At 60.7% G+C, this 19018-nt stretch carries 21 protein-coding genes; 5 read left to right on the forward strand and 16 right to left on the reverse strand.

What is annotated here, in order from left to right:
- The first annotated feature begins 1 nt into the window (after position 1).
- On the forward strand, positions 2-1651 hold the full coding sequence (flgK, locus tag L1075_RS12770) for a flagellar hook-associated protein FlgK (RefSeq protein WP_246942181.1): 1650 nt from the start codon (positions 2-4) through the stop codon (positions 1649-1651).
- Positions 1652-1743: 92 nt separating this feature from the next.
- The gene (gene flgL, locus L1075_RS12775; RefSeq protein WP_246942183.1) at positions 1744-2976 is read left to right on the forward strand and encodes a flagellar hook-associated protein FlgL; all 1233 of its coding nucleotides are present in this window, start codon (positions 1744-1746) and stop codon (positions 2974-2976) included.
- A gap of 92 nt (positions 2977-3068) precedes the next feature.
- Here the strand turns inward: flgL and fliR are convergent, their stop codons facing one another.
- From fliR to fliF, 14 genes are all read right to left on the reverse strand, one after another.
- A complete protein-coding gene (gene fliR, locus L1075_RS12780) occupies positions 3069-3854 on the reverse strand; it encodes a flagellar biosynthetic protein FliR (protein WP_246942185.1) in 786 nt (261 codons plus the stop codon).
- A 6-nt stretch (positions 3855-3860) separates the two neighbouring features.
- Positions 3861-4130: a flagellar biosynthesis protein FliQ gene (fliQ, locus tag L1075_RS12785; RefSeq protein WP_040241314.1), complete on the reverse strand. Its 270-nt coding sequence runs from the start codon at positions 4128-4130 to the stop codon at positions 3861-3863.
- 64 nt (positions 4131-4194) lie between these two features.
- Positions 4195-4929 carry a flagellar type III secretion system pore protein FliP gene (gene fliP, locus L1075_RS12790; RefSeq protein WP_218921684.1) on the reverse strand — a complete coding sequence of 245 codons (735 nt, stop codon included), beginning with the start codon at positions 4927-4929 and terminating at the stop codon, positions 4195-4197.
- Positions 4930-4967: 38 nt separating this feature from the next.
- Positions 4968-5444: a flagellar biosynthetic protein FliO gene (gene fliO, locus L1075_RS12795; protein WP_246942187.1), complete on the reverse strand. Its 477-nt coding sequence runs from the start codon at positions 5442-5444 to the stop codon at positions 4968-4970.
- Positions 5441-5980, reverse strand: a complete 540-nt coding sequence (fliN, locus tag L1075_RS12800; RefSeq protein ID WP_246942189.1) for a flagellar motor switch protein FliN — start codon at positions 5978-5980, stop codon at positions 5441-5443. Before fliN ends, fliO begins: the two co-directional genes overlap by 4 nt.
- Complete coding sequence (gene fliM / locus L1075_RS12805) at positions 5973-6989, reverse strand: flagellar motor switch protein FliM (RefSeq protein ID WP_246942191.1); 1017 nt, start codon at positions 6987-6989, stop codon at positions 5973-5975. Before fliM ends, fliN begins: the two co-directional genes overlap by 8 nt.
- A gap of 6 nt (positions 6990-6995) precedes the next feature.
- The gene (gene fliL / locus L1075_RS12810) at positions 6996-7469 is read right to left on the reverse strand and encodes a flagellar basal body-associated protein FliL (protein WP_246942193.1); all 474 of its coding nucleotides are present in this window, start codon (positions 7467-7469) and stop codon (positions 6996-6998) included.
- 156 nt (positions 7470-7625) lie between these two features.
- Positions 7626-9008 (reverse strand): flagellar hook-length control protein FliK, encoded by a 1383-nt coding sequence (locus L1075_RS12815; RefSeq protein WP_246942195.1) that lies wholly within the window; start codon positions 9006-9008, stop codon positions 7626-7628.
- A 12-nt stretch (positions 9009-9020) separates the two neighbouring features.
- A complete protein-coding gene (gene fliJ / locus L1075_RS12820) occupies positions 9021-9518 on the reverse strand; it encodes a flagellar export protein FliJ (RefSeq protein WP_246895005.1) in 498 nt (165 codons plus the stop codon).
- A gap of 34 nt (positions 9519-9552) precedes the next feature.
- Complete coding sequence (fliI, locus tag L1075_RS12825) at positions 9553-10959, reverse strand: flagellar protein export ATPase FliI (RefSeq protein ID WP_246895006.1); 1407 nt, start codon at positions 10957-10959, stop codon at positions 9553-9555.
- The gene (locus L1075_RS12830) at positions 10952-11722 is read right to left on the reverse strand and encodes a flagellar assembly protein FliH (RefSeq protein WP_246942197.1); all 771 of its coding nucleotides are present in this window, start codon (positions 11720-11722) and stop codon (positions 10952-10954) included. Before L1075_RS12830 ends, fliI begins: the two co-directional genes overlap by 8 nt.
- On the reverse strand, positions 11715-12710 hold the full coding sequence (fliG, locus tag L1075_RS12835) for a flagellar motor switch protein FliG (RefSeq protein WP_246942199.1): 996 nt from the start codon (positions 12708-12710) through the stop codon (positions 11715-11717). The genes L1075_RS12830 and fliG overlap by 8 nt, the downstream gene beginning before the upstream one ends.
- Positions 12703-13509 carry a flagellar M-ring protein FliF C-terminal domain-containing protein gene (locus tag L1075_RS12840; RefSeq protein ID WP_246942233.1) on the reverse strand — a complete coding sequence of 269 codons (807 nt, stop codon included), beginning with the start codon at positions 13507-13509 and terminating at the stop codon, positions 12703-12705. The genes fliG and L1075_RS12840 overlap by 8 nt, the downstream gene beginning before the upstream one ends.
- On the reverse strand, positions 13418-14506 hold the full coding sequence (gene fliF / locus L1075_RS12845; RefSeq protein WP_246942201.1) for a flagellar basal-body MS-ring/collar protein FliF: 1089 nt from the start codon (positions 14504-14506) through the stop codon (positions 13418-13420). Before fliF ends, L1075_RS12840 begins: the two co-directional genes overlap by 92 nt.
- A gap of 280 nt (positions 14507-14786) precedes the next feature.
- On the opposite strand from fliF, the gene fliE reads away from it, so the two are divergent.
- Complete coding sequence (gene fliE / locus L1075_RS12850; protein ID WP_178998800.1) at positions 14787-15110, forward strand: flagellar hook-basal body complex protein FliE; 324 nt, start codon at positions 14787-14789, stop codon at positions 15108-15110.
- Positions 15111-15213: 103 nt separating this feature from the next.
- Here fliE and L1075_RS12855 read toward each other — a convergent pair whose 3' ends face one another.
- Together L1075_RS12855 and rarD are read right to left on the reverse strand one after the other, a co-directional pair.
- Positions 15214-16317 carry an NAD(P)/FAD-dependent oxidoreductase gene (locus L1075_RS12855; RefSeq protein WP_246942203.1) on the reverse strand — a complete coding sequence of 368 codons (1104 nt, stop codon included), beginning with the start codon at positions 16315-16317 and terminating at the stop codon, positions 15214-15216.
- Between the two features lie 94 nt (positions 16318-16411).
- Positions 16412-17359, reverse strand: coding sequence for an EamA family transporter RarD (gene rarD / locus L1075_RS12860; protein ID WP_246942205.1), 948 nt, complete (start codon positions 17357-17359; stop codon positions 16412-16414).
- 121 nt (positions 17360-17480) lie between these two features.
- Here rarD and L1075_RS12865 point away from each other — a divergent pair, with 121 nt between their 5' ends.
- On the forward strand, positions 17481-18284 hold the full coding sequence (locus L1075_RS12865) for an amidohydrolase (RefSeq protein ID WP_246895012.1): 804 nt from the start codon (positions 17481-17483) through the stop codon (positions 18282-18284).
- Positions 18285-18293: 9 nt separating this feature from the next.
- Positions 18294-19001 carry a 16S rRNA pseudouridine(516) synthase RsuA gene (gene rsuA / locus L1075_RS12870; protein WP_246942207.1) on the forward strand — a complete coding sequence of 236 codons (708 nt, stop codon included), beginning with the start codon at positions 18294-18296 and terminating at the stop codon, positions 18999-19001.
- Positions 19002-19018: the final 17 nt, after the last annotated feature.

Genomic DNA, 19018 nt, shown 5'->3' on the forward strand with positions numbered 1-19018 from the left:
CATGAGCATTTTCTCGATCGGCCTGAGCGGCCTAAGTGCGGCCCAGACAGCGTTGTCGACGACCAGCAACAACCTGAGCAACGTCTACACCGAAGGCTACAATCGTCAGTTGCCGATTCTCGGGGAAAGTTATAGCAATGGCTCGACGGGCACCGGGGTTTCGGTCGACGAAGTGCAGCGCCAATTCAATAGCTACATCACCGAGCAGTACAACGACGCCAACAGCCAGACAAGCGCCCTGGAAAGCTATCAGAGCCAGGTGTCGCAGATCGACAACCTGCTGGCCGATAGCGATGCGGGGCTAGCGCCCCTGATGCAGGACTTTTTCTCCAGCCTGGACGATCTTTCCGGCGCGGCATCCGATCCCGCGGCCCGCGAAGGAGTGTTGGGTACGGCGTCGTCCATGGCGGCGCAGTTTCGTTCTTTCGACTCTTACCTAGGCGACATGCGCAGTAGCCTCAATGGTCAGCTCGAAGGGACGGTGACGGACATCAACAACACTGCTACGCAGATCGCCTCGCTCAATGACCAGATCACCCAGGCGCGCGCCAAGTCCGGTGAAGAGCCCAACACGCTGCTCGACAAGCGCGACAAGCTGGTGTCCGATCTCAATGAATTAGTGGGCGCGGACCTGAACGTTCAGGATGGCGATACCTACAACATCAACCTGGAAAATGGCCAGCCGCTGGTGTCAGGCACGCGGAGCTATGACCTCGAAGCGGTGTCTTCCAGCGAAGACCCGTCGCGCACGGTGATCGGTTATCGCGACGCGGCGGGCAACGTCAACCAGATCGATGATAGCGCCTTCGAGAACGGCGAACTGGGCGGCTTGTTGTCATTCCGCAGCGAAACGCTGGACAGCGTGCAGAACCAACTGGGCCGCATGACGGCGGTGTTGGGGTCGGAATTCAACGCCGTGCATGAGCAAGGTGTCGATCTCAACGGTGAGGATGGCGAGGCCTTTTTCAATGTTGGCTCGCCGCGCGTGATGAGCAATAGCGAGAATGACGGTAACGGCGAGATCACTGCCGAATATGGCGACGTCAATAAGCTGACCTCGAGCGATTACCGTATTACCGCCACCGAAGATGACGGTGTGTACGAATACGAGCGGCTTTCCGATGGCAAGACCGGCACGCTGCCGGACCCGGATACCGGTGAGATGACAGTGGATGGTGTCGCCCTGAATGTGACCGGTACGCCGGAGGAAGGCGATACCTTTATGCTACAGCCCACGCGCACCGCCGCGCAGGACTTCGAAGTGGCGATCAGCGAAGGCTCGGAGATCGCCGCCTCGAGCAGTGGGGATGGTGACGATAGCAACGGCGAAGTCGGGAGCGGCAACAACGAAAACGCATTGGCGCTGCTCGACTTGCAGAGCGAGAAGATCGTCGGCGGAACATCGTCGGTCAGTGACGCCTACGCCTCCCTGGTCAATGACGTGGGTAATACCACCAACATCACGCAGGTCAATCTGGACGCGCAATCGGGGCTTACCGAGCAACTGCGCGAGTATCAGCAGTCCGAGTCCGGTGTGAACCTTGATGAAGAGTACGCCAACCTGGTCCGTTACCAGCAGTATTACCAGGCCAATGCGCGGGTCATCGACGTGGGCTCCCAGGTTCTCGATTCGGTTCTGCAGTTGCGTTGATGTCGCTGATCGAGCGGCGCAGTAATGTTGGATTTCGTTTCCAAAGACAATACGACGCTGGGTGAGCACAGCGTGGTGACGAGGTAAGAAAAATGCGTATCAGCACCGTGACGATGTACGAGCAAGGCGTTTCGGCGATGAATCGTCAGCAAGCCGATTTCACGCAGGTTGGTCAGCAGATCGCCTCTTGGAAAAGTGTGGTGAATCCTTCCGACGACCCGCGCGCAGCTTCGCGGGCGGTGGGGGTGTCGCAGTCTTTGGCCGTCAATGAGCAGCAGGAAAGTAGTCGAACGAGTGCACGTAACTCTCTTAGCCAAGAGGAGAGCGTCCTTAATAGCGTCAGCGATGCCATCGGTTCGGCCAAGTCACTGGTCGTGCAAGCCGGTAACGGTACCTTGAGCGACGCCGACCGCGAGTCGCTGGCCTCCGATCTCGAAGGTGCCTATGAAACGCTGATCGGGCTTGGCAACACCACCGATGGTAATGGCACCTACTTGTTCAGCGGTTATCAGGATAATGCCAAGGCCTTCTCGCGGACTGATGGCGGCGACGGCGTCGATACCATAAGCTATGAAGGCGATCAGGGCGTCAAGAAACAGAAGATCGATGCCGAGCGCTCGATGAACACCAGTGATACGGGTTCCGACGTGTTCATGAAGTTCTCGTCGGGAAGCGAATATATCGCCGAAGCCGGTGAAGACAACACGGGGAACATGACTTTCTCTGGGCCGGATGTCGTGGATCCCCAGGCAGATAGATATGGGGAAGCCTTCACCATTAATTTCAGTGTCGATGGTGATGACATTACCTATGAAGCGTACGACGATGATGGCAATACTGTTGACGTCCCCTACGAAGAGGGTAAGTCCATTACATCGAATGGCGTACGACTGACCTTGGAAGGCAAGCCGGAAGACGGTGATTCGTTGACCGTCACACCGGGTGGCGATATGAATGAGCAGCAGGCCAGCCTGTTCAAGACCATCGGTGATACCATCAACGCCTTGCGCCAGCCTGTCGAGACCGACGCCGATCAGGCGGCACTGGACAACACTCTGTCTACCGCGAGCCGCAAGTTGGATGCCTCGCTGGATAATGTGCTGACCACACGGGCTTCGGTCGGCGCGCGCATGAACGAGTTGGACGCCTTGGACGATGTCGGTGGCAACCGTGAGATTGCCTATGAGCAGACGCGCTCCGATCTAGTCGATCTGGATTACAATTCGGCGATCTCCGATTATATGCTCAGCCAGGTAGGGCTGCAGGCGTCACAGAAGTCGTTCGCCGATATTCAGCAGATGTCCTTGTTTCAGTATCTGAACTAGGCACCGGTCGAACGCCATAGACCGTGCGAGAGCAAAACGCCACGTCCTTGCGGACGTGGCGTTTTACGTTTAGTAGGGTGTTCAAACCCTAGCTAGCCACCCGCTAGACGCTGCACCACCTCCTGCATCATATGCAGACTGTCGCTGAAGACGATCTCCAGAAAGCGCAGCAGGTCCGGCATTAGTGTCATTAGCAGCACGAGGCCGGTGGTCAGGGTCATGGGGAAACCTATCGAGAAGATCGACAACTGCGGCGAGGCGCGGTTGAGCACCCCAAGCGTCAGGTTGATGATCAGTAGCGAAACGATCAAAGGCAATGCCAGCAGCACACCGGACTTGAAAATTTCACTTCCCCAGTAGGCGATGAGTTCGCCAGCGCTGCCATCTACTCTGGGGCCACCGATTGGCAGGGTCTGAAAAGAGTTGGCGAGTATCTCCAGCGTCATCAAATGCCCGTTGAGCGCCAGGAACATGAGCAGAGTGATCATCTGAAAGATGCGCGACAGCACCATGCTGTTGCCCACGCCCGGCGTGAAGAAGGTCGCAAACGCCAGCCCCATCTGCAGACCGATGAATTCGCCAGCGGCCTGCACCACTGCAATGGTCACGCGCATGACCATTCCCATGGCGACGCCGATCAGCATTTCTTGAATCAGAATGCCGAACGCCGCCACCGAGAAGATCGGCGTGTCGGGCATGGGGGGTAGCGTCGGTGCGATGACGACCGCCAGCAGTGCCCCTAGAACGATCGACACCTGGCGCGGTACGCCGTGCTGGTTCCAGATCGGGGTCGCCGAGAGGAAGGCCAGGATGCGCACGAACGGCCAAAAGAATAGCGTCAGCCATTCATGCAATTGGTCGAACGTTACCTGAACCATGGGTGTCTAGCTGACCATCGTGGGTAGGTTCTGAAATAGCTCGCGGGTAAAGTCGACGATCGTTTGGATCAGCCACGGGCCTGCCACGACCAAGGCGCCGAAAACGCCCAGTATCTTGGGGATGAAGGTCAAGGTCATCTCGTTGATCTGCGTGGCCGCTTGAAACAAGCTGACCAACAGGCCGATCAACAGGGCCGTCATCAGTAGGGGACCGGCGAGCATCAGCGTGACTTTCATGCCCTGGTACGCCAGTCCCATGACCATTTCGGGGGTCATGGCAGCGTCTCCTTAATATCGGTGGCAAGGGCGTCGTCGGTGTACGCTCATGCCGTATATCGGCCTACATATAGAAGCTTTGGGCCAGCGAGCCGATGAGCAAATTCCAGCCGTCGACGAGCACGAATAGCATGAGCTTGAAGGGCAGAGAAATCGTCGCCGGTGGCACCATCATCATCCCCAGTGCCATCAACACACTGGCGACCACCAGGTCGATGATCAGAAACGGAATGAAGATACTGAAACCGATCTGGAACGCGGTCTTGAGTTCGCTGGTCATGAAGGCAGGCACCAGCAGGCGCATCGGGACATCTTCGGGGCCCTGCATTTCATCGGCGTCGGCCATGCGCGCGAAGAGCGCCAGGTCGGTTTCGCGCGTCTGGGCGAACATGAACTCGCGAAACGGCTGACTGCCTTGCTTCATGGCTTGTTCGAGGCTGATCTGGTCCTCGGAGAAAGGCACCCAAGCCTGTTCATGCACGCGGTCGATGACCGGCGACATGATGAAAAACGTCATGAACAACGCCAGGCCCAGCAGTACCTGGTTGGGCGGCGTCGATTGGGTGCCGATGGCGGTACGCAGCAGGCTCAACACGATGATGATGCGAGTAAAGCAGGTCATGCCCAGGAGCAGCGCGGGCAAGAAGGCCAGCGAGCTGAGCAGGAGCAACGTCTGCAGGCTCAACGACCAGCGTTGACCGCCGTCGCCGGTGGGTTCGGTGACAATGCCCGGAATTTCCTGCCCCCAGCCCAGCGCGGGCCAGACAAGTAACAGCAATGCCAGGCCACGACGCAGCATGACGGCGACGTCTATCCGATTGAGCATGGCAGCGACGTTCATCGATCGGATTCCTTGTCCGCAGTAGCCCCGTCCTGAGGTCGCGAGGAGGATGAGTCCGGCGATTTGCGTCCGATATTCTGCGCCAGCGCTTGGCGAAAGCGTTGGGCAAAGCTACCGCTAAGCGATGCCGGGGACGTCGGTTCCGGTGTGTCGCTCGCCTTGGCGGCCGGCATATCCTTGAGCAATGTGACTTGGTTGCCGCCGACGCCCAGTACCAGCCAGCGTCCGTCGATCTCGACGACGGTGACGCGCTCGCGTTGGCCGATGGCGGTGTTGGACACCACTTTGACGTGTTGGGACGCGCGCAGACGCCCCGGTGTCAGTCGGCGCAGCAGCCAGGCACATAGCAATATGATGGCGACGATCAACGCCAGAGAAAGGGTGGTCTTGCCTACCCAAGCCATTCCCATGGCGGCGTCACCGCCACCGTCGAGCGAGACGGCCGCCTCGCGTGCGCTATCGGCGACACTCATTTGTTCAGCTTTTTGACGCGTTCCGAGGGGGTGATGATTTCGGTGATACGGATGCCGTACTTGTCATCCACGACCACGACTTCCCCCTGCGCGATCAGATAGCCGTTGATGAGAATGTCCATGGGTTCGCCGGCCAGGCCATCCAGCTCGATCACCGAGCCCTGGGCGAGCTCGAGCAATTGCTTGATGGTGATGCGCGTACGCCCTAGCTCCACGCTGAGTTTGACCGGGATATCCATGATCAGCTCGAGATCGCGCGGCGTCGTGCCGGCTGCTCCCTCGTCGAGCTGCTTGAACACTTCATGATCGGCGTTTTGCGCGCGTGATGCGTTGTCGCCCGATGTGATTTCGGCGCTTTCTTCTTCGGTCGACTGCTGCTCGGCCATTGCTGCCGCCCACAGGTCTTCTTCCGCGTCGGCGGCGCTTTCATCAGTGTCCTGTGACACATCGGTGTCCTTGGACGCATCTTGCTCTGCCATGGCGTCGGCCCACTCGTCCTCGGTGCCTTTCTGATCGGGGTTCTTGGAATCAGTCATCTTTCGGATCCTTCGCTGCAACTTGGCTCGAGCCGTGTTCGATGAGGTGCCGAACGCGCAATGCGCGTTGGGATTTTTGGCTGCCGTAATCGCACGTCATCACGGGAATACCGTCGACGCTGACATTCACCGCCTCGGGCAATTCGATGGGGATGATGTCACCCACCGACAGCTCGGTGATGTCCCGCAGACGCAAGGGAATGTCGACGAAATCGGCGGTCAGCTCCACGTCCGAGTGGCGAATCTCGTGGGCCATACGCGCCTCCCACTGCTGCTCCTCGTCGGGATGCGTGTCGTGCAGAGGGCTGGCAAGCGTGTCGCGGATCGGCTCGATCATCGGGTAGGGAATGCAGATGTTGAACTCGCTGGAGAGATTGCCGACCTCAACGCGGAAGGTGCTGTTGACGACGATCTCGTTGGGCGAGTTGGTGATGTTGGCGAACTTCACCTGCAGTTCCGAGCGTGTGTATTCGATATCCAGGGGATAGACCGATTTCCACGATTCGCTGTAGCCATCCAGCGCCAGCTTGAGCATGCGGTGGATGATGCGCTGTTCGGTGCGCGTGAACTCACGTCCCTCGGATTTGGTGAGGAAGCGTCCATCGCCGCCGAACAAGTTGTCGACCACCATAAAGACCAGGCTGGGCGGAAATACCACCAGCGCCGAGCCACGCAAAGGTTTCATGGTGATCAGGTTGAGGTTCGTGGGCACCGGGAGGTTGCGCGAGAATTCGCTATAGCTTTGATAGCGAACGCTTTCCACGGTGATGTCGGCGCTACGCCGCATCAGGTTGAAAAGCGCCACGCGAAACTGGCGGGCGAAGCGTTCGTTGATGATGTCCAGCGCATGGAGCCGCTCGCGTATAATGCGATGCTGCTTGGCGGGATCGAACGGACGCACCTTTCCCTGGCGCGAAGCATCGTCTTCGTTCGCGCTATCCTCGTCACCGCTCACGCCCTTTAGGAGCGCGTCGATCTCTTCCTGCGAGAGCAGATCGTCTTGGGACATGTCGTCTTATTGCACAATGAATTCGGAAAATAGCACGCCGGTGACGTCCAATGGCGGCTGCGGCTCGGCCAACGGCTCGTCGAACAGCGTCAGAATCTGATTGGCAAGGTGTTGCTTGCCCTGTGGCTCGATGAGAGACCCGGCTTCTTGGCTGGATAGCAGCATCAGCAAGCGACTGCGTACCTCCGGCATGTATTGCTCGAGAACCTCTTTCGTCTTGTCGTCGCCCACCTTCAATGAGAGTCCGACATAGAGCAGACGGTCGCTGTATTCGTCATCTTGCAGGTTGACCGTGAACGGTTCGATCTTGACGAAAATCGGCGCTGGTGCTTCCTCGGGCTCGCTCGGCTCCTCGTTGGCCGATGCCTCCTGGCGCGAGTCCATGAGCAGGTAGACACCAATGGAGCTGCCGACCGAGAACAGGACAATCAGGAGTCCTATTAGCCATAGAGACTTGCCGCGCTTGTTGGTTTTGGCCATCGTTTATGTCATTCGCTTCGGCGTAGATGAGTGGGCCGAGTATGGCGATAGGAAGCGCTATTCGATTGCTCGAATAGAAAGCTTCACGCACGCCACTTCGGGCTTTGTCGAGACGTCCATCGACGAACGCCTCTCACGTGTTATCGGCAGCTAGGCTCAGGCATAAAGGCTAATTCCCGAAGACGCGATATATTGCAGTGGCGTCTCGGTTAGACTCGGCATGTCAGCGTTCGCGTCACCGGCAGCGAACAGTCCCCCTTGGGCGTCACCGCGAGAGCCGGGTTGGCCTTGTTGCTCGCCGGATTGCTGCTGGAACTGATCCTGCTCACCGACGGAGGTCTCGCCCAGGGAGATCCCGCTATCGGCAAGGGCTTCGCGCAATTGCGGGATCGCTGCTTCAAGGGCATGACGCACGGCACCATGAGCGGAGAAGAACTGCAGGTTGGCCTGTTGCTGATCGCCCATCTTGAGTGAGACGCTCAATGGACCGAGTTCAGCGGGGTGCAGCCGCAATTCGACTTGTTGGTCACCGCGCTGTGCCATGCGCACGACCTGCTGGCCGAGTGACTGTCCCCATTCGGCCATGCCGACCTGAGGCGTGAGTGTTGCGGTGGCGGATGCACCGGCGGCGCTGGCCGCAGAACTGGCATTGGCGGCGGCACTGGAAGTGGCATTACCCGAGGCGGCGTTGTGGCCCAGATTGGTGAACAGCGATGAGTCACTGCCCTGTCGCTCGAGGCCCTGCTGGCCGGTCAGCGTGTCGCCACGTTGTGCATCGGCGACGGCCTGCGCCTGTTGCACGAGGGTGGCACTGAAGGCCGCCGTCGGGGAGACCTGGCCATTGCCTTGTGACGAGGCGCTCTGTGCATTCTGCATCAGTTGGGCGAGGGACTGCGTGTCTTGGCCTGTACCCGCATTCGTGGTGGCATTGGTCAGCCGTGCCATGAGGTCTTGGCGCGAGAGGGCATCGCCCGCGGCGTCCTGCATGCCGCTGGAGGATTGCTGAATGAGCAGCATGCGTTGCTGGATGTCGTTGAGCGAAAGATCGCCACTTTGGCTGGCAAGCATGCCGGCACTGCCCTGAGATTGAGCAGTGCCAGTGGCCGCAGCGTTCATCGGCAGCTGCGCGGCAAGTAGTGCCGCCATAGCGTCATCGGCGAGCTTCGAATCGCCCTGTTGCGCATCGCCGCCCAATGCTTGCTGTATCTCCGCCAGTCGTTGCGTCAGGGCCTCTAGCTGGCTGGGGTCCCCGCTTTCGAGCCAGTCGCTGAGCAGCTTGGCGTCATCGCTGTCTTGCATCAGCTCGTTGAGCGCCGTGACGAGGTCGTTGCCGTCCTGGCTTGCGGTGTCTTTTGACAGTAACTCGGTACCAGCATCGGTCTTGGCATCCGAGCCGCCACGCGCCTTGCCCAGGAGGCTCGCAAACGGTGAGGCGCTGTCGTCGGCATTCTTGCCGCCACGCGTCTCACCCGCGTTGCCAAGGTTGGTCGCGGAGGCTTGATTACCGCCTTGAAGGTTGGTGAGCAGGGCAATATCCATGAGCATGCCTCGTCAAAAGCGGTTATTGGAATGCGTGGTGTTCGTCGAGGTGACGTCGAGGCCACGATCGTTTTTTTGGCGACGCGACATGCGCGCCGACATCTCATCGAAGAGCTGCTGCTCACGCCGTGTGGCGCGTTTCTGTTCGACCTGTTCGCGGCGTGACACCAGCGTATCGTAAGTGTTGAGCTTGCGTCGCTCGCCTTGCCACGCTTGTTGCTGGCGATCGAGCTGGCGTTGTTGGTCGTTGAGCACCTTGCGCTGGCTGGCGATGGCCTGATCGAGGGAGGCCAAAAACTGTTGGTAATTGTGCCAGTTGGCGGGCTCGATGCCCTTTTCCATGTTCTTATCGAGGCGCTGACGATACTCGTGTCGATAGTTCAAGAGCTGGTCCAGGCGCTGTTGCGTTTCCTGCAGACTGCGACGGGAATGCCCCACCGACTGTGCCGCCTGGTCGCAGGTTTCCTGCGCCAGTTCCTTGAGCGTGGATAGCGGAGAGCGTGCGTTCATGAGAGCTCCTTACCGCGAGGCAGAGTGAATGACATCAGCGCGTCTCCGGAAATAGCGATGCCAGGGCGTCCAGCGTCGCAGTGACATCGGCTTGTTCGTAGATTCCCTGCTGGAGGAAACCTTCGAGACGCGGATAAAGCGCGACGGCGCGGTCGAGCTGCGGGTCGTGCCCCGCAGCGTAAGCACCGACGCTGATCAGGTCGCGATTGCGTTGATAACGCGAGAAAAGCTGCTTGAAGCGGTTCGCTCGGCGCTGGTGAGCGCCCTCGGTGATTTCGGTCATCGCGCGGCTGATCGAGGCTTCGATATCGATGGCGGGGTAGTGCCCGCTTTCTGCGAGATCCCGCGAGAGCACGACGTGGCCATCGAGAATGGCGCGTGCGGCATCGGCGATGGGATCCTGCTGATCGTCGCCTTCGGTCAGCACGGTATAGAAGGCGGTGATCGATCCGCCGCCGGGTTTGCCGTTGCCGGCACGCTCGACGAGCCCGGGTAAGCGCGCGAAGACGGATGGCGGATAGCCTTTGGTGGCGGGTGGTTCGCCCACGGCGAGGGCGATCTCGCGCATGGCCATGGCGTAACGTGTCAGGGAGTCCATGATCAACAGGACGTTACGCCCTTCGTCGCGGAAGCCTTCGGCGATGCGTGTGGCGTAGGCGGCGCCTTGCAAGCGCTGCAGCGGCGAGACGTCGGCAGGCGCAGCGACGACTACGGCGCGCTCGCGTCCCTCAGTGCCAAGGATGTTTTCGATGAAGTCCTTGACCTCGCGGCCACGCTCGCCGATCAGACCGACGACGATGACATCGGCTTGGGTGTAGCGCGACATCATGCCGAGCAACACACTCTTGCCGACCCCCGAGCCTGCGAAAAGTCCCATGCGTTGCCCACGACCGACGCTCAACAGGCCGTTGATAGCGCGAATGCCGACATCGATGACGGACTCGATGGGAGCCCGGTCAAGCGGATTGATGGGGCGCGTGTTCAAAGGCGCATGGGGCGCGTTTTCCAGTGAGCCCTTGCCATCGAGCGCGCGGCCGTTACCGTCCAGCACGCGTCCGAGGAGTGCATCGCCGAGAGGAAAACGGCGCGCGCTGGCGGCATCGCGCTGATTGCTGCCCAGCGTCAGCACACGTGCCCCTGGCACCAAGCCTTGGGTGTCACCAAGTGGCATGAGGAACAGCCGATCGCCGGCAAAGCCGACCACTTCGGCTTCGGCATAGTCGGTATGTCCATGCTGGGCGAGTTCCACCAGGCACGCACTGCCCAGGGGCAGGCGCAGGCCGGTCGCTTCGAGCACCAGGCCGGTGGCACGCACGATCTTGCCGTAGGGGCGGCGTGAATCCAGCCCCTCGATACGCTGCGCGACCTTACCCAGGGCGCGCTCCCAATGGGCGCCGTGGGAGGTCTCGTTGTGCGTGTCGGCAAGGTGCGTCTCAGTCATCACTGGCCTCCGGCCCCGTTGTCGATGCAGGCGCGACGTGGCGCTGGCGACGTTGATTCAACGCGGTTTGCCAGCGAGTCTCGAGCGTGGCATCGAGCCCGCCGGTGGCGCTTTCGGCACGGCAACCGCCACGTTGCAGCGAGGCATCTTCGTGCAGCGTCCAGTGGGCCGCTTCGAGCTCGTTGCCGACATGGTCGTTGACAAGAGCAAGGTCGTCGGGATGTAGCCATAACTGAGTGGAGCCGTCGAGCACGGGCTCCTCGTGGAGTAGCTGGCGCACGAGCGTTACGACATGTTCGGGCGTGGCGACCAATGCTTCATCGGCTAGATGCTTGCCGGTAAGCATGGCCAGTTCGACGAGTTGATCGGCGAGCTGGGTGTCCATTGTATCCAGCGCGGTGCGGAACTCGCCGGCCAGTCGAGCGAGCGGGGCGAGGGCGTCGTCGAGCTGGCGCTTGGCCTCCTGGTCGCCTGTCTCGCGACCCTCTTGGAGCCCCTTTTCGTAACCGGCCTGACGGCCTTCTTCGAAACCGGCGTCGTAGCCTTCGCGATAGGCGCTTTCGCGGGTCTTGTGGTGCAGTGCCTGGCGTTCTTCGATGAGACGCTGACGCTGTTCTCGCCGGCGTTGTTCGAAGCGTCGCGCACGGTCGAGCTGATCGCTGCCATCGCCACCGGAACGCGGTAGCTCGTCCATGCGCCAGGGGCGCCAGCGTTGCTCGTCGGGCGTATGGATGACGGCATCGGATAGCGGCTTGTCAGACATAACTGTCGTCGCCTCCGCTCAGCACGATCTCGCCGTTGTCGGCAAGGCGGCGAACGATCTGGAGAACCGCTTTCTGCTCGGCCTCCACCTGTGACACGCGTACCGGGCCGCGGGCTTCGAGATCTTCCCGCAGCAGGGTGGCCGCACGTTGCGACATGTTCTGGGTGATCTTGTCGACCAGGGCTTCCTGCGCCCCCTTGAGGGCCACCACCAGCGAGTTGGTATCGACTTCCTTGAGGATGAGCTGAATACCGCGGTTGTCGATACCCAGTAGATTCTCGAACAGGAACATCTCGTCGATGATGCGCTGTGCCAGGTCGTCGTTGTGCGCCCGTACGGCATCGATGACCAGCTCTTCCTGAGACGAGTTCATCAGGTTGAGGATCTCGGCGGCGGTTCTCGCGCCCCCCATCTTGCTGCGCTTGACGTTCTGGCCGTCGAGCATGCTGCCGAGTACTTCGGTGAGCTCTTGCAATGCCGCTGGCTGCACGCCGCTGAAGGTGGCGATACGCAGCACGACATCGTTGCGCAGCTTCTCATCCAGCTGCTCGAGCACGTCGGCGGCCAGGTTGCGGTCGAGATGGATGACGATGGTGGCGATGATCTGCGGGTGCTCATCGCGAATCAGCTCCGCCACGGTCGTGCTTTCCATCAAGTTCAGCGCGTCGATGCCCGAGGCGGAGCCGGTCGTCTCGAGGATGTCCTCGATCACGCTATTGGCGCGCTCGCTGCCCAATGCCTTGGTGAGCACGGTGCGTATGTGCTCGCTGCTGTGCAGGTTGACGGCGGAGAACTGGTCTATCTCGTCATGGAATTCGCGCAGGGCCTCTTCCATGTCCTCGTGCGAGATTTGGCTCAAGGAGGCCATCTCCAGGCTGATTTCCTGGACCTCTTTGTTGCTGAGGTACTTGAAGACCTCGGCGGCGCTGTCCTCGTCCAACGAGAGCAGCAGAATTGCGCTTCGGCGAGCGCCACTCATCTTAGTCATGGGAACCCATCCACCCTCTGACGATCATGGCGACGAGACGCGGGTCTTCCTGCGCGATCTCACGTACGTCTCGGAGGTTTTGCTCATAACTGGCCGAGCGCCGCTCGCGGCGCTTCTGTGGCGGCGCCGGCGGTTCTGCCTCGGCGCCAGCGGTCTCGGCTTGAGTAGTCGCGTAGGCGTCGGTACCGCCGCCCGCACCAGCGCCAGCGGCGTTCGGCGTGGCGGGTGTAAAGGCGGGGCGCTCGGTCTGGCGTTGAACCAGCGGACGCAGCACCTTGAACCACAGGAATAGGGCGACGAGGCCGATCAGCAGGTATTTGCCCAACGTGGCGGCCAGCGACCACAGCAAGGTGGATTCCCACCATGGAGATTCGGGGCGCTGCTCGTCGGTATCTTCGAAGGGCGAGTTGACGACCTCGAGCTGGTCGCCACGTGCTTCCGAGAAGCCCATGGCCTGTTGTACGAGGCTGCGGATGCTAGCGATTTCGTCGTCGCTCAAGGGCACGCGCGTCGGGTTGCCGTCCTCGTCGACACCGTCGCGGTAGTTGACCACGATGGCGGCATTGAGGCGTTCGATGGCACCGGTCTGATGCTGCACGTGTTCGACCTGGTGATCGACCTCGTAATTAATGGTGTTGTCGCGGCTTGTACGCCCCAGGGTGGCGTTTGCCTGGGTTGCGGCGGCGTCGCCATCTTCGGCCTGAGCGTTATCGTCTTGTGCGTCGTCGCCTTCGCCATCGCCCGCGTCGTCCTCCTGGGGGGGCGTTGATGGGGGAGGCGGCCGTTCCCGGAGGCTGATTGCTCAACGCGCCAGGAATCCCCATGGCCAGGTCGGAATCGCCGCTATAGGTGATGCTCGATTGCTCGCTGCGTACGGCGGCTTCGTTGGGCGGTTGGTTGGGGGAATAGGTTTCGCTGGTGCCTTCGCGCTTGGAGAAGTCGAGCTGAGCGGAGACTTCGGCCTTGACGTTCCGCGCGCCAAGGATGGGCGCCAGGATCGATTCGATGCGCTCGGCATAGTTGCGCTCGACGCGGGATACGTAATCCAGCTGTGTGCCGCTGAGCGCGTCGTTGCCATCGCTAGCCGGGGAGAGTAGCCGTCCCGCCTGGTCGACCACGGCGACATCGCCGGTGGCCAGCTCGGAGACGCTGCTCGAGACCATGTGCATGATCGCCTGTACCTGGCCTTCACCCAGGACGCGACCGCGTTGCAGGTCGAGCATCACCGAGGCGCTGGCCGGTTCGCTTTCGCGTACGAAGACTGAAGGTTTGGCCATGGCGAGATGGACGCGGGCTTTGGAAACGGGGCCCAGGTCCTCGATGGTGCGCGACAGCTCGCCTTCGAGGGCGCGCTGGTAGTTGACATGCTCGGTGAACTGACTGATGCCGAACGACTGCTCGTCCATCAGTTCGTAGCCCACGCCGGAGGCTTCCGGCAGGCCTTGTTCGGCGAGCTGCATGCGCAGCTTGTTGACCCGGTCGGCAGGCACCAGCAGTGCCTGACCGTTTTCGCTGAACTCGTAGGGCACCCCCATGCTGTCGAGCTCGGCGACGATCTTTCCGCCATCTTCTTGGGTGAGCGTCGAGTAAAGTACGCGGTAATCAGGGGAGCTTGCCCACATCAAAAGCGCGGCGATGATCGCGACACACGCGGCGGCGGCGATAATCAGCGGTACGCGCGGATTACTGCGCAGTCGATCGACAAACGATTGGGCGTTGCCCGTGGCGGCGTTGCCTTGACGTTGTCCTGACGTACCTTGGTTGGCCTCGGTCGAGGAGGATGCTGCTGTGCTCATGTCATCCTCCGGCAACGCCGGGGTAGGCACTGAAAAGGTCCAGCGGCAAGCATGGGGGTGTCCAACTCCAGAATTCTGCGCATCGTTTGACGTCTCGTGACGGTGCGATCGATACCGTCACGAGACGTATGTTTGATGACCGCCATTATGTGTAGCTAAGAAAACCCTAAAGGGTGGAAAAGCCGATGTTTTAGGTCCCAATTGCAGATATGAGGCAGGCCAGGTTGCTGATAAGGTTCAGCAACGTATTCCAGAGCTGTTCGATCGGCGGAGAAAATTCATGAGTGCACCTGCCATTTCACAGGCGCTTCAGCAAATGCAGTCCATGGCCAATCAGGCGAGCCAGACGCCTGGGAGCCAGGTCAATACGTCGGTCGGCGGCGGTGGTTTTACCGGCGAATTGCATAGCGCGATTTCACGTATCAATCATTTGCAACAAACCGCCAATGCGCAGGCAGAAGCTTTTGAGGCGGGGGCGCCGGGCGTGGAGCTCAACGATGTAATGGTCGATATGCAAAAGGGCAGCATCGCCTTCGAGATGGGCAAGCAGGTACGCGATCGCGTGGTTACTGCCTATAAGGATGTCATGAATATGCAGGTGTGACGCATTAGCGTGTCATTCAGGCACCGTCATCCCCGGCGGTGCGACGCGTCTTGGCTTTTCTGCGAGTCGCTGCCTCCCTATCGATAACGCTACAACACCTTATCTAGCGGTAACGCTGCAAGAAGCGCGCATCGATATAGCGCTTGAGCCGCAAGGCCAAGCGACCCCCTCGCCAGTGTTCTCCGTAAAGTGCCAATCCCTTGTCGTGCATGTCGATGATGGCCAATGCCGTTGCCGGTGGATGGTAGTCGCTTAATGGTGCGCCATTCTGCAAGGCAATCAGATTCTGCAGTAGCACGGGGCCTTGGCGGACGCCTTCGATACCGCGCTTGGGAAGGCTGCGATCGATCAGCGAGGCGCAGTCGCCGACGGCGAAGATCGTCGCGTGTTCCTCACTTTGTAGTGTCGCCTTGATGCGGATGCCGTTGTCGTCGAGCGCCAGTGGCAGGTCGGCGACGCAGTACGCGGGGCGCAATCCCGTGGCGAGGACGATGTCGTCGGGTGAAACATCGAGGCTGTCGAGCCAGCCGGCGCCGCCGTCGAACGCCACGTTGGGATGCCAGTCGACGCCCAGGCGCGAGAGCTGACGGCTGGCCCATCGCGACGCGGCGTCTGGAGCGTTGGGTATGAGGCGTGGGTGGCGCGTGACAAGGCGAATATCGTTGTCGTTGGCCCCTAGGCGTTTGCTCAACCCCGCTAGGTTGGCGGCCATTTCCACGCCGGAAGGCCCGCCGCCGACCACGACCATATGCAAAACTCGGCGCTGCTGAGCGGCATCGAGTACATGCTGGCGTAGTGCGTCGAGGCGCTCGATGGGTTTGACGTGCCAGTAACGTGTGTTGCCCCAGGTAGGCACGGTCGAGCCGGTCGGGGTTGGCGGGACGACGTCGCTGCCCACATTGAGTGAGAGTACGTCGAATGCGATGTGATGACCGTCAGCCAGGAAAACATGCTTGGTGTGCACGTCGAGTGCCACGAAAGGCGCTGTGACATGCTCGATGCCATGGCGTGCGGAGAGGGCGGCGATATCGAGGCTGCAGGCATCACGCGGCGCGCCCCCGAGTAGTCGTGCGGCCATGCCCGAATACCAGAAGCGCGTGGGGGCTACGAGTGTGATGCGATAGCCGGCGCGACGTAATGCAGTAGCATGTTTCAGCAAGTGGAGGTGCGCGTGACCGGCACCCACCAGCACCAGGTGCGTCGTCATGAAGGCGTGTTTCCTCGGGCCAGTCGGCCGCCGCGCGACACGTCGTGGCGGTCATGCACTCACTCTAGACGATGTCGGTGCCGTGACGCTTGTCTTACTTGGCGCCAGCGTACCTGCCTTGCCAAGCGGAAAGCGAATACAGCGCCAGCCCGAACCAGATGAGCACGAAGGTGATGAGTTGCAGCGTGCCTAATGGCTCGCGAAAGATCAGCAGTGCGATCAAGAATTGCAGAGTGGGGTTGATGTACATCAAGAATCCCACTGTCGACAGACGTAGACGACGCGCGGCCCCGGCGAAGGCCAGCAACGGCAGGGCCGTTAGGGCGCCGCTCGCGATCAATAGCAGGGTGTTGTGGGCGGTGCCACCAAAATGGGATATACCGGCCATCTCGAACCAAGCCACGGCAAGTAAGCCGAGGGGCAAGAGTATCAGTGTCTCGACGAACAGCCCCGAGAGCCCATCCAGGCTGACTTGCTTGCGCAACAGACCATAGGTGCCGAAGCTTAGAGCAAGACAAATGCTGATCCAGGGTAGGCCGCCGAGACCCACCAGTTGAATGCCGATGGCGACGACGGCGATGGCCACTGCGGCGCCCTGGAGGCGTGACATGCGCTCGCGCAATACCAGCATGCCCAGCGCCACGTTGATCAGCGGCGTCATGAAATAACCGAGGCTGGCCTGGAGGACGTGGTGGGTCTCCACGGCGTAGATGTAGAGCCCCCAGTTGAAGCCGATGAGCAAGGCGCAGCCGAGTACCCGCACTAGCAGGCGTGGCGCGCGCAAGGCGCTCCTGACGGGTTGCCAGCGCCCCAGGAGGGTGACTACGAGGACCAGAAACAGACACGCCCAGAGGATGCGGTGGGTCAGGATTTCCCAAGCGGGCACACCATCGAAAAGCGCGAAAAAAAGTGGAAAGCAGCCCCATAGCGTATAGGCGATCACGCCGAATGCAACGCCCTTGGCAGCGTCTTTATCGGCGGCGGTCTTCGATGCGGAAGACGTGTCTTGCGTGGCGCTTTCTCTGGCATTCTCTTGGGCCATGGGGACCTCAACGTGGGGCGATGATGCCGAACAGGCGAACGCTAATCTAACATGGACGAAAGGGGCTTGCCGCTGCCCTGAGCTGGCCTTCAGACTGAATCTTCAATCCGGGAGGTATGTGATGAGCGAATTGCGTACGACGCTGGTGCAGGCTGACCTGCGCTGGGAAGACCCCCAAGCCAATTGCCGCTTGCTCGAGGAGCGCCTGGGCACGCTCTCGTCCGAGGATACGGACTTGATCGTGCTGCCGGAAATGTTCGCCACGGGGTTCACCATGAACTCCCGCGAGATGGCCGAACCCATGGCGCAGAGCGCCACCGTTGGCTGGATGGTCGAACAAGCCCGCCAGCGTGGCTGTGTGGTGACCGGCAGCGTGGCCGTTGTCGAAGACGGAGAGTACTTCAACCGTCTCGTCTGGGCGCGCCCGGATGGCGATATCACGTATTACGACAAGCGCCACCTGTTCCGCATGGCCGGCGAGCACGAGCGCTATGGCATGGGCAGCGAGCGCGTCATTGTCGAGCTCAAGGGATTTCGAATCCTGTTGAGTGTCTGCTACGACCTTCGGTTTCCCGTATGGCTGCGCCAGCAGCCCGCACCGGGCGAACATTTCGAGTATGATGCGTTGCTGTGCGTCGCCAACTGGCCCGCGCCTCGCCGTCAACCTTGGCGGACCCTGCTACAGGCACGTGCCGTCGAAAACCTCTGCTATGTGATCGGCGTCAACCGTGTGGGGGAAGACGCCAAGGGGCTGGCGTTCGCGGGCGACTCGATGCTCGTCGACTTCAAGGGTGAGCCCTTGATCGACGAACCGCGCGACGTACCCTTCATGCGTACCGGCCACCTGGATCGCCAGGCGCTGAGTACATTCCGTGACAAATTTCCGGCCTGGATGGACGCCGATCGCTTCCAGGTCGAGGAGTGAATTTCCTGCATGCGTCTCGACCGTTTTTTAAGTGAAAGTACCGAGCTGACGCGCTCGCTAGCCAAGAAAGCCCTGCACCGCGGCGAGGTCGAAGTGGATGGCGAAGTGATCAAAAATGCCGCCTTCAAACTCGATGACAAACAAGACGTACGCTGGATGGGGGCCCCATTGGCCTTGGTGGGCGTGCGGTACCTGATGCTCAACAAGCCCACGGGCTATGAGTGCACGACACGGCCGGGGCGCTACCCCTCGGTGGTAGAACTGCTGGATGTCACCAAGCGCGAGCGCCTGCACATCGCAGGGCGCCTGGATGTGGACACCACCGGGCTCGTGTTGATCACCGAGGACGGCCAATGGTCGCATCGACTGACATCCCCCAAACGGCGCTGCGACAAGCATTACCTCGTGACGCTGGCCCAGCCACTGATGGACGGGGCGGAAGACCTCCTGGCAGCGGGGTTGATGCTGGAAAGGGAAGATAAGCCAACATTGCCTGCGCACCTCGAACGTCTGTCGGCGCCGGACGAAGGCGAACTCGTTCAGGCGCGCCTGGTCATCCAAGAAGGCCGCTACCATCAGATCAAGCGCATGTTCGCGGCGTTGGGTAACGAGGTCGTGGCGCTGCATCGTGAACGAATCGGCGATATCGTCCTCGACTCAGCGCTAGCGCCGGGAGAGTGGCGGGAACTTACCGAGGCGGAAATCGCTTCCATCTAGTTTATACCGTTATCTTG

This window comes from Chromohalobacter beijerinckii (assembly GCF_023061185.1).
GTDB classification, from domain to species: domain Bacteria; phylum Pseudomonadota; class Gammaproteobacteria; order Pseudomonadales; family Halomonadaceae; genus Chromohalobacter; species Chromohalobacter beijerinckii.

What these genes read in the sequence shown, in the direction of transcription:
- fliI (WP_246895006.1), bottom strand. Translation starts at nt 10,959, where the DNA reads ATGACTGAGACGCACCTTGCCGACACGCACAACGAGACCTCCCACGGC.
- L1075_RS12815 (WP_246942195.1), bottom strand. Translation starts at nt 9,008, where the DNA reads ATGGATATTGCCCTGCTCACCAACCTTCAAGGCGGTAATCAAGCCTCC.
- fliM (WP_246942191.1), bottom strand. Translation starts at nt 6,989, where the DNA reads ATGTCCCAAGACGATCTGCTCTCGCAGGAAGAGATCGACGCGCTCCTA.
- fliJ (WP_246895005.1), bottom strand. Translation starts at nt 9,518, where the DNA reads ATGAACGCACGCTCTCCGCTATCCACGCTCAAGGAACTGGCGCAGGAA.
- fliF (WP_246942201.1), bottom strand. Translation starts at nt 14,506, where the DNA reads ATGAGCACAGCAGCATCCTCCTCGACCGAGGCCAACCAAGGTACGTCA.
- fliR (WP_246942185.1), bottom strand. Translation starts at nt 3,854, where the DNA reads ATGGTTCAGGTAACGTTCGACCAATTGCATGAATGGCTGACGCTATTC.
- fliG (WP_246942199.1), bottom strand. Translation starts at nt 12,710, where the DNA reads ATGACTAAGATGAGTGGCGCTCGCCGAAGCGCAATTCTGCTGCTCTCG.
- rsuA (WP_246942207.1), top strand. Translation starts at nt 18,294, where the DNA reads ATGCGTCTCGACCGTTTTTTAAGTGAAAGTACCGAGCTGACGCGCTCG.
- fliL (WP_246942193.1), bottom strand. Translation starts at nt 7,469, where the DNA reads ATGGCCAAAACCAACAAGCGCGGCAAGTCTCTATGGCTAATAGGACTC.
- fliN (WP_246942189.1), bottom strand. Translation starts at nt 5,980, where the DNA reads ATGACTGATTCCAAGAACCCCGATCAGAAAGGCACCGAGGACGAGTGG.
- L1075_RS12855 (WP_246942203.1), bottom strand. Translation starts at nt 16,317, where the DNA reads ATGACGACGCACCTGGTGCTGGTGGGTGCCGGTCACGCGCACCTCCAC.
- L1075_RS12830 (WP_246942197.1), bottom strand. Translation starts at nt 11,722, where the DNA reads ATGTCTGACAAGCCGCTATCCGATGCCGTCATCCATACGCCCGACGAG.
- rarD (WP_246942205.1), bottom strand. Translation starts at nt 17,359, where the DNA reads ATGGCCCAAGAGAATGCCAGAGAAAGCGCCACGCAAGACACGTCTTCC.
- flgL (WP_246942183.1), top strand. Translation starts at nt 1,744, where the DNA reads ATGCGTATCAGCACCGTGACGATGTACGAGCAAGGCGTTTCGGCGATG.
- fliQ (WP_040241314.1), bottom strand. Translation starts at nt 4,130, where the DNA reads ATGACCCCCGAAATGGTCATGGGACTGGCGTACCAGGGCATGAAAGTC.
- fliE (WP_178998800.1), top strand. Translation starts at nt 14,787, where the DNA reads ATGAGTGCACCTGCCATTTCACAGGCGCTTCAGCAAATGCAGTCCATG.
- L1075_RS12865 (WP_246895012.1), top strand. Translation starts at nt 17,481, where the DNA reads ATGAGCGAATTGCGTACGACGCTGGTGCAGGCTGACCTGCGCTGGGAA.
- fliP (WP_218921684.1), bottom strand. Translation starts at nt 4,929, where the DNA reads ATGCTGCGTCGTGGCCTGGCATTGCTGTTACTTGTCTGGCCCGCGCTG.
- fliO (WP_246942187.1), bottom strand. Translation starts at nt 5,444, where the DNA reads ATGAGTGTCGCCGATAGCGCACGCGAGGCGGCCGTCTCGCTCGACGGT.
- flgK (WP_246942181.1), top strand. Translation starts at nt 2, where the DNA reads ATGAGCATTTTCTCGATCGGCCTGAGCGGCCTAAGTGCGGCCCAGACA.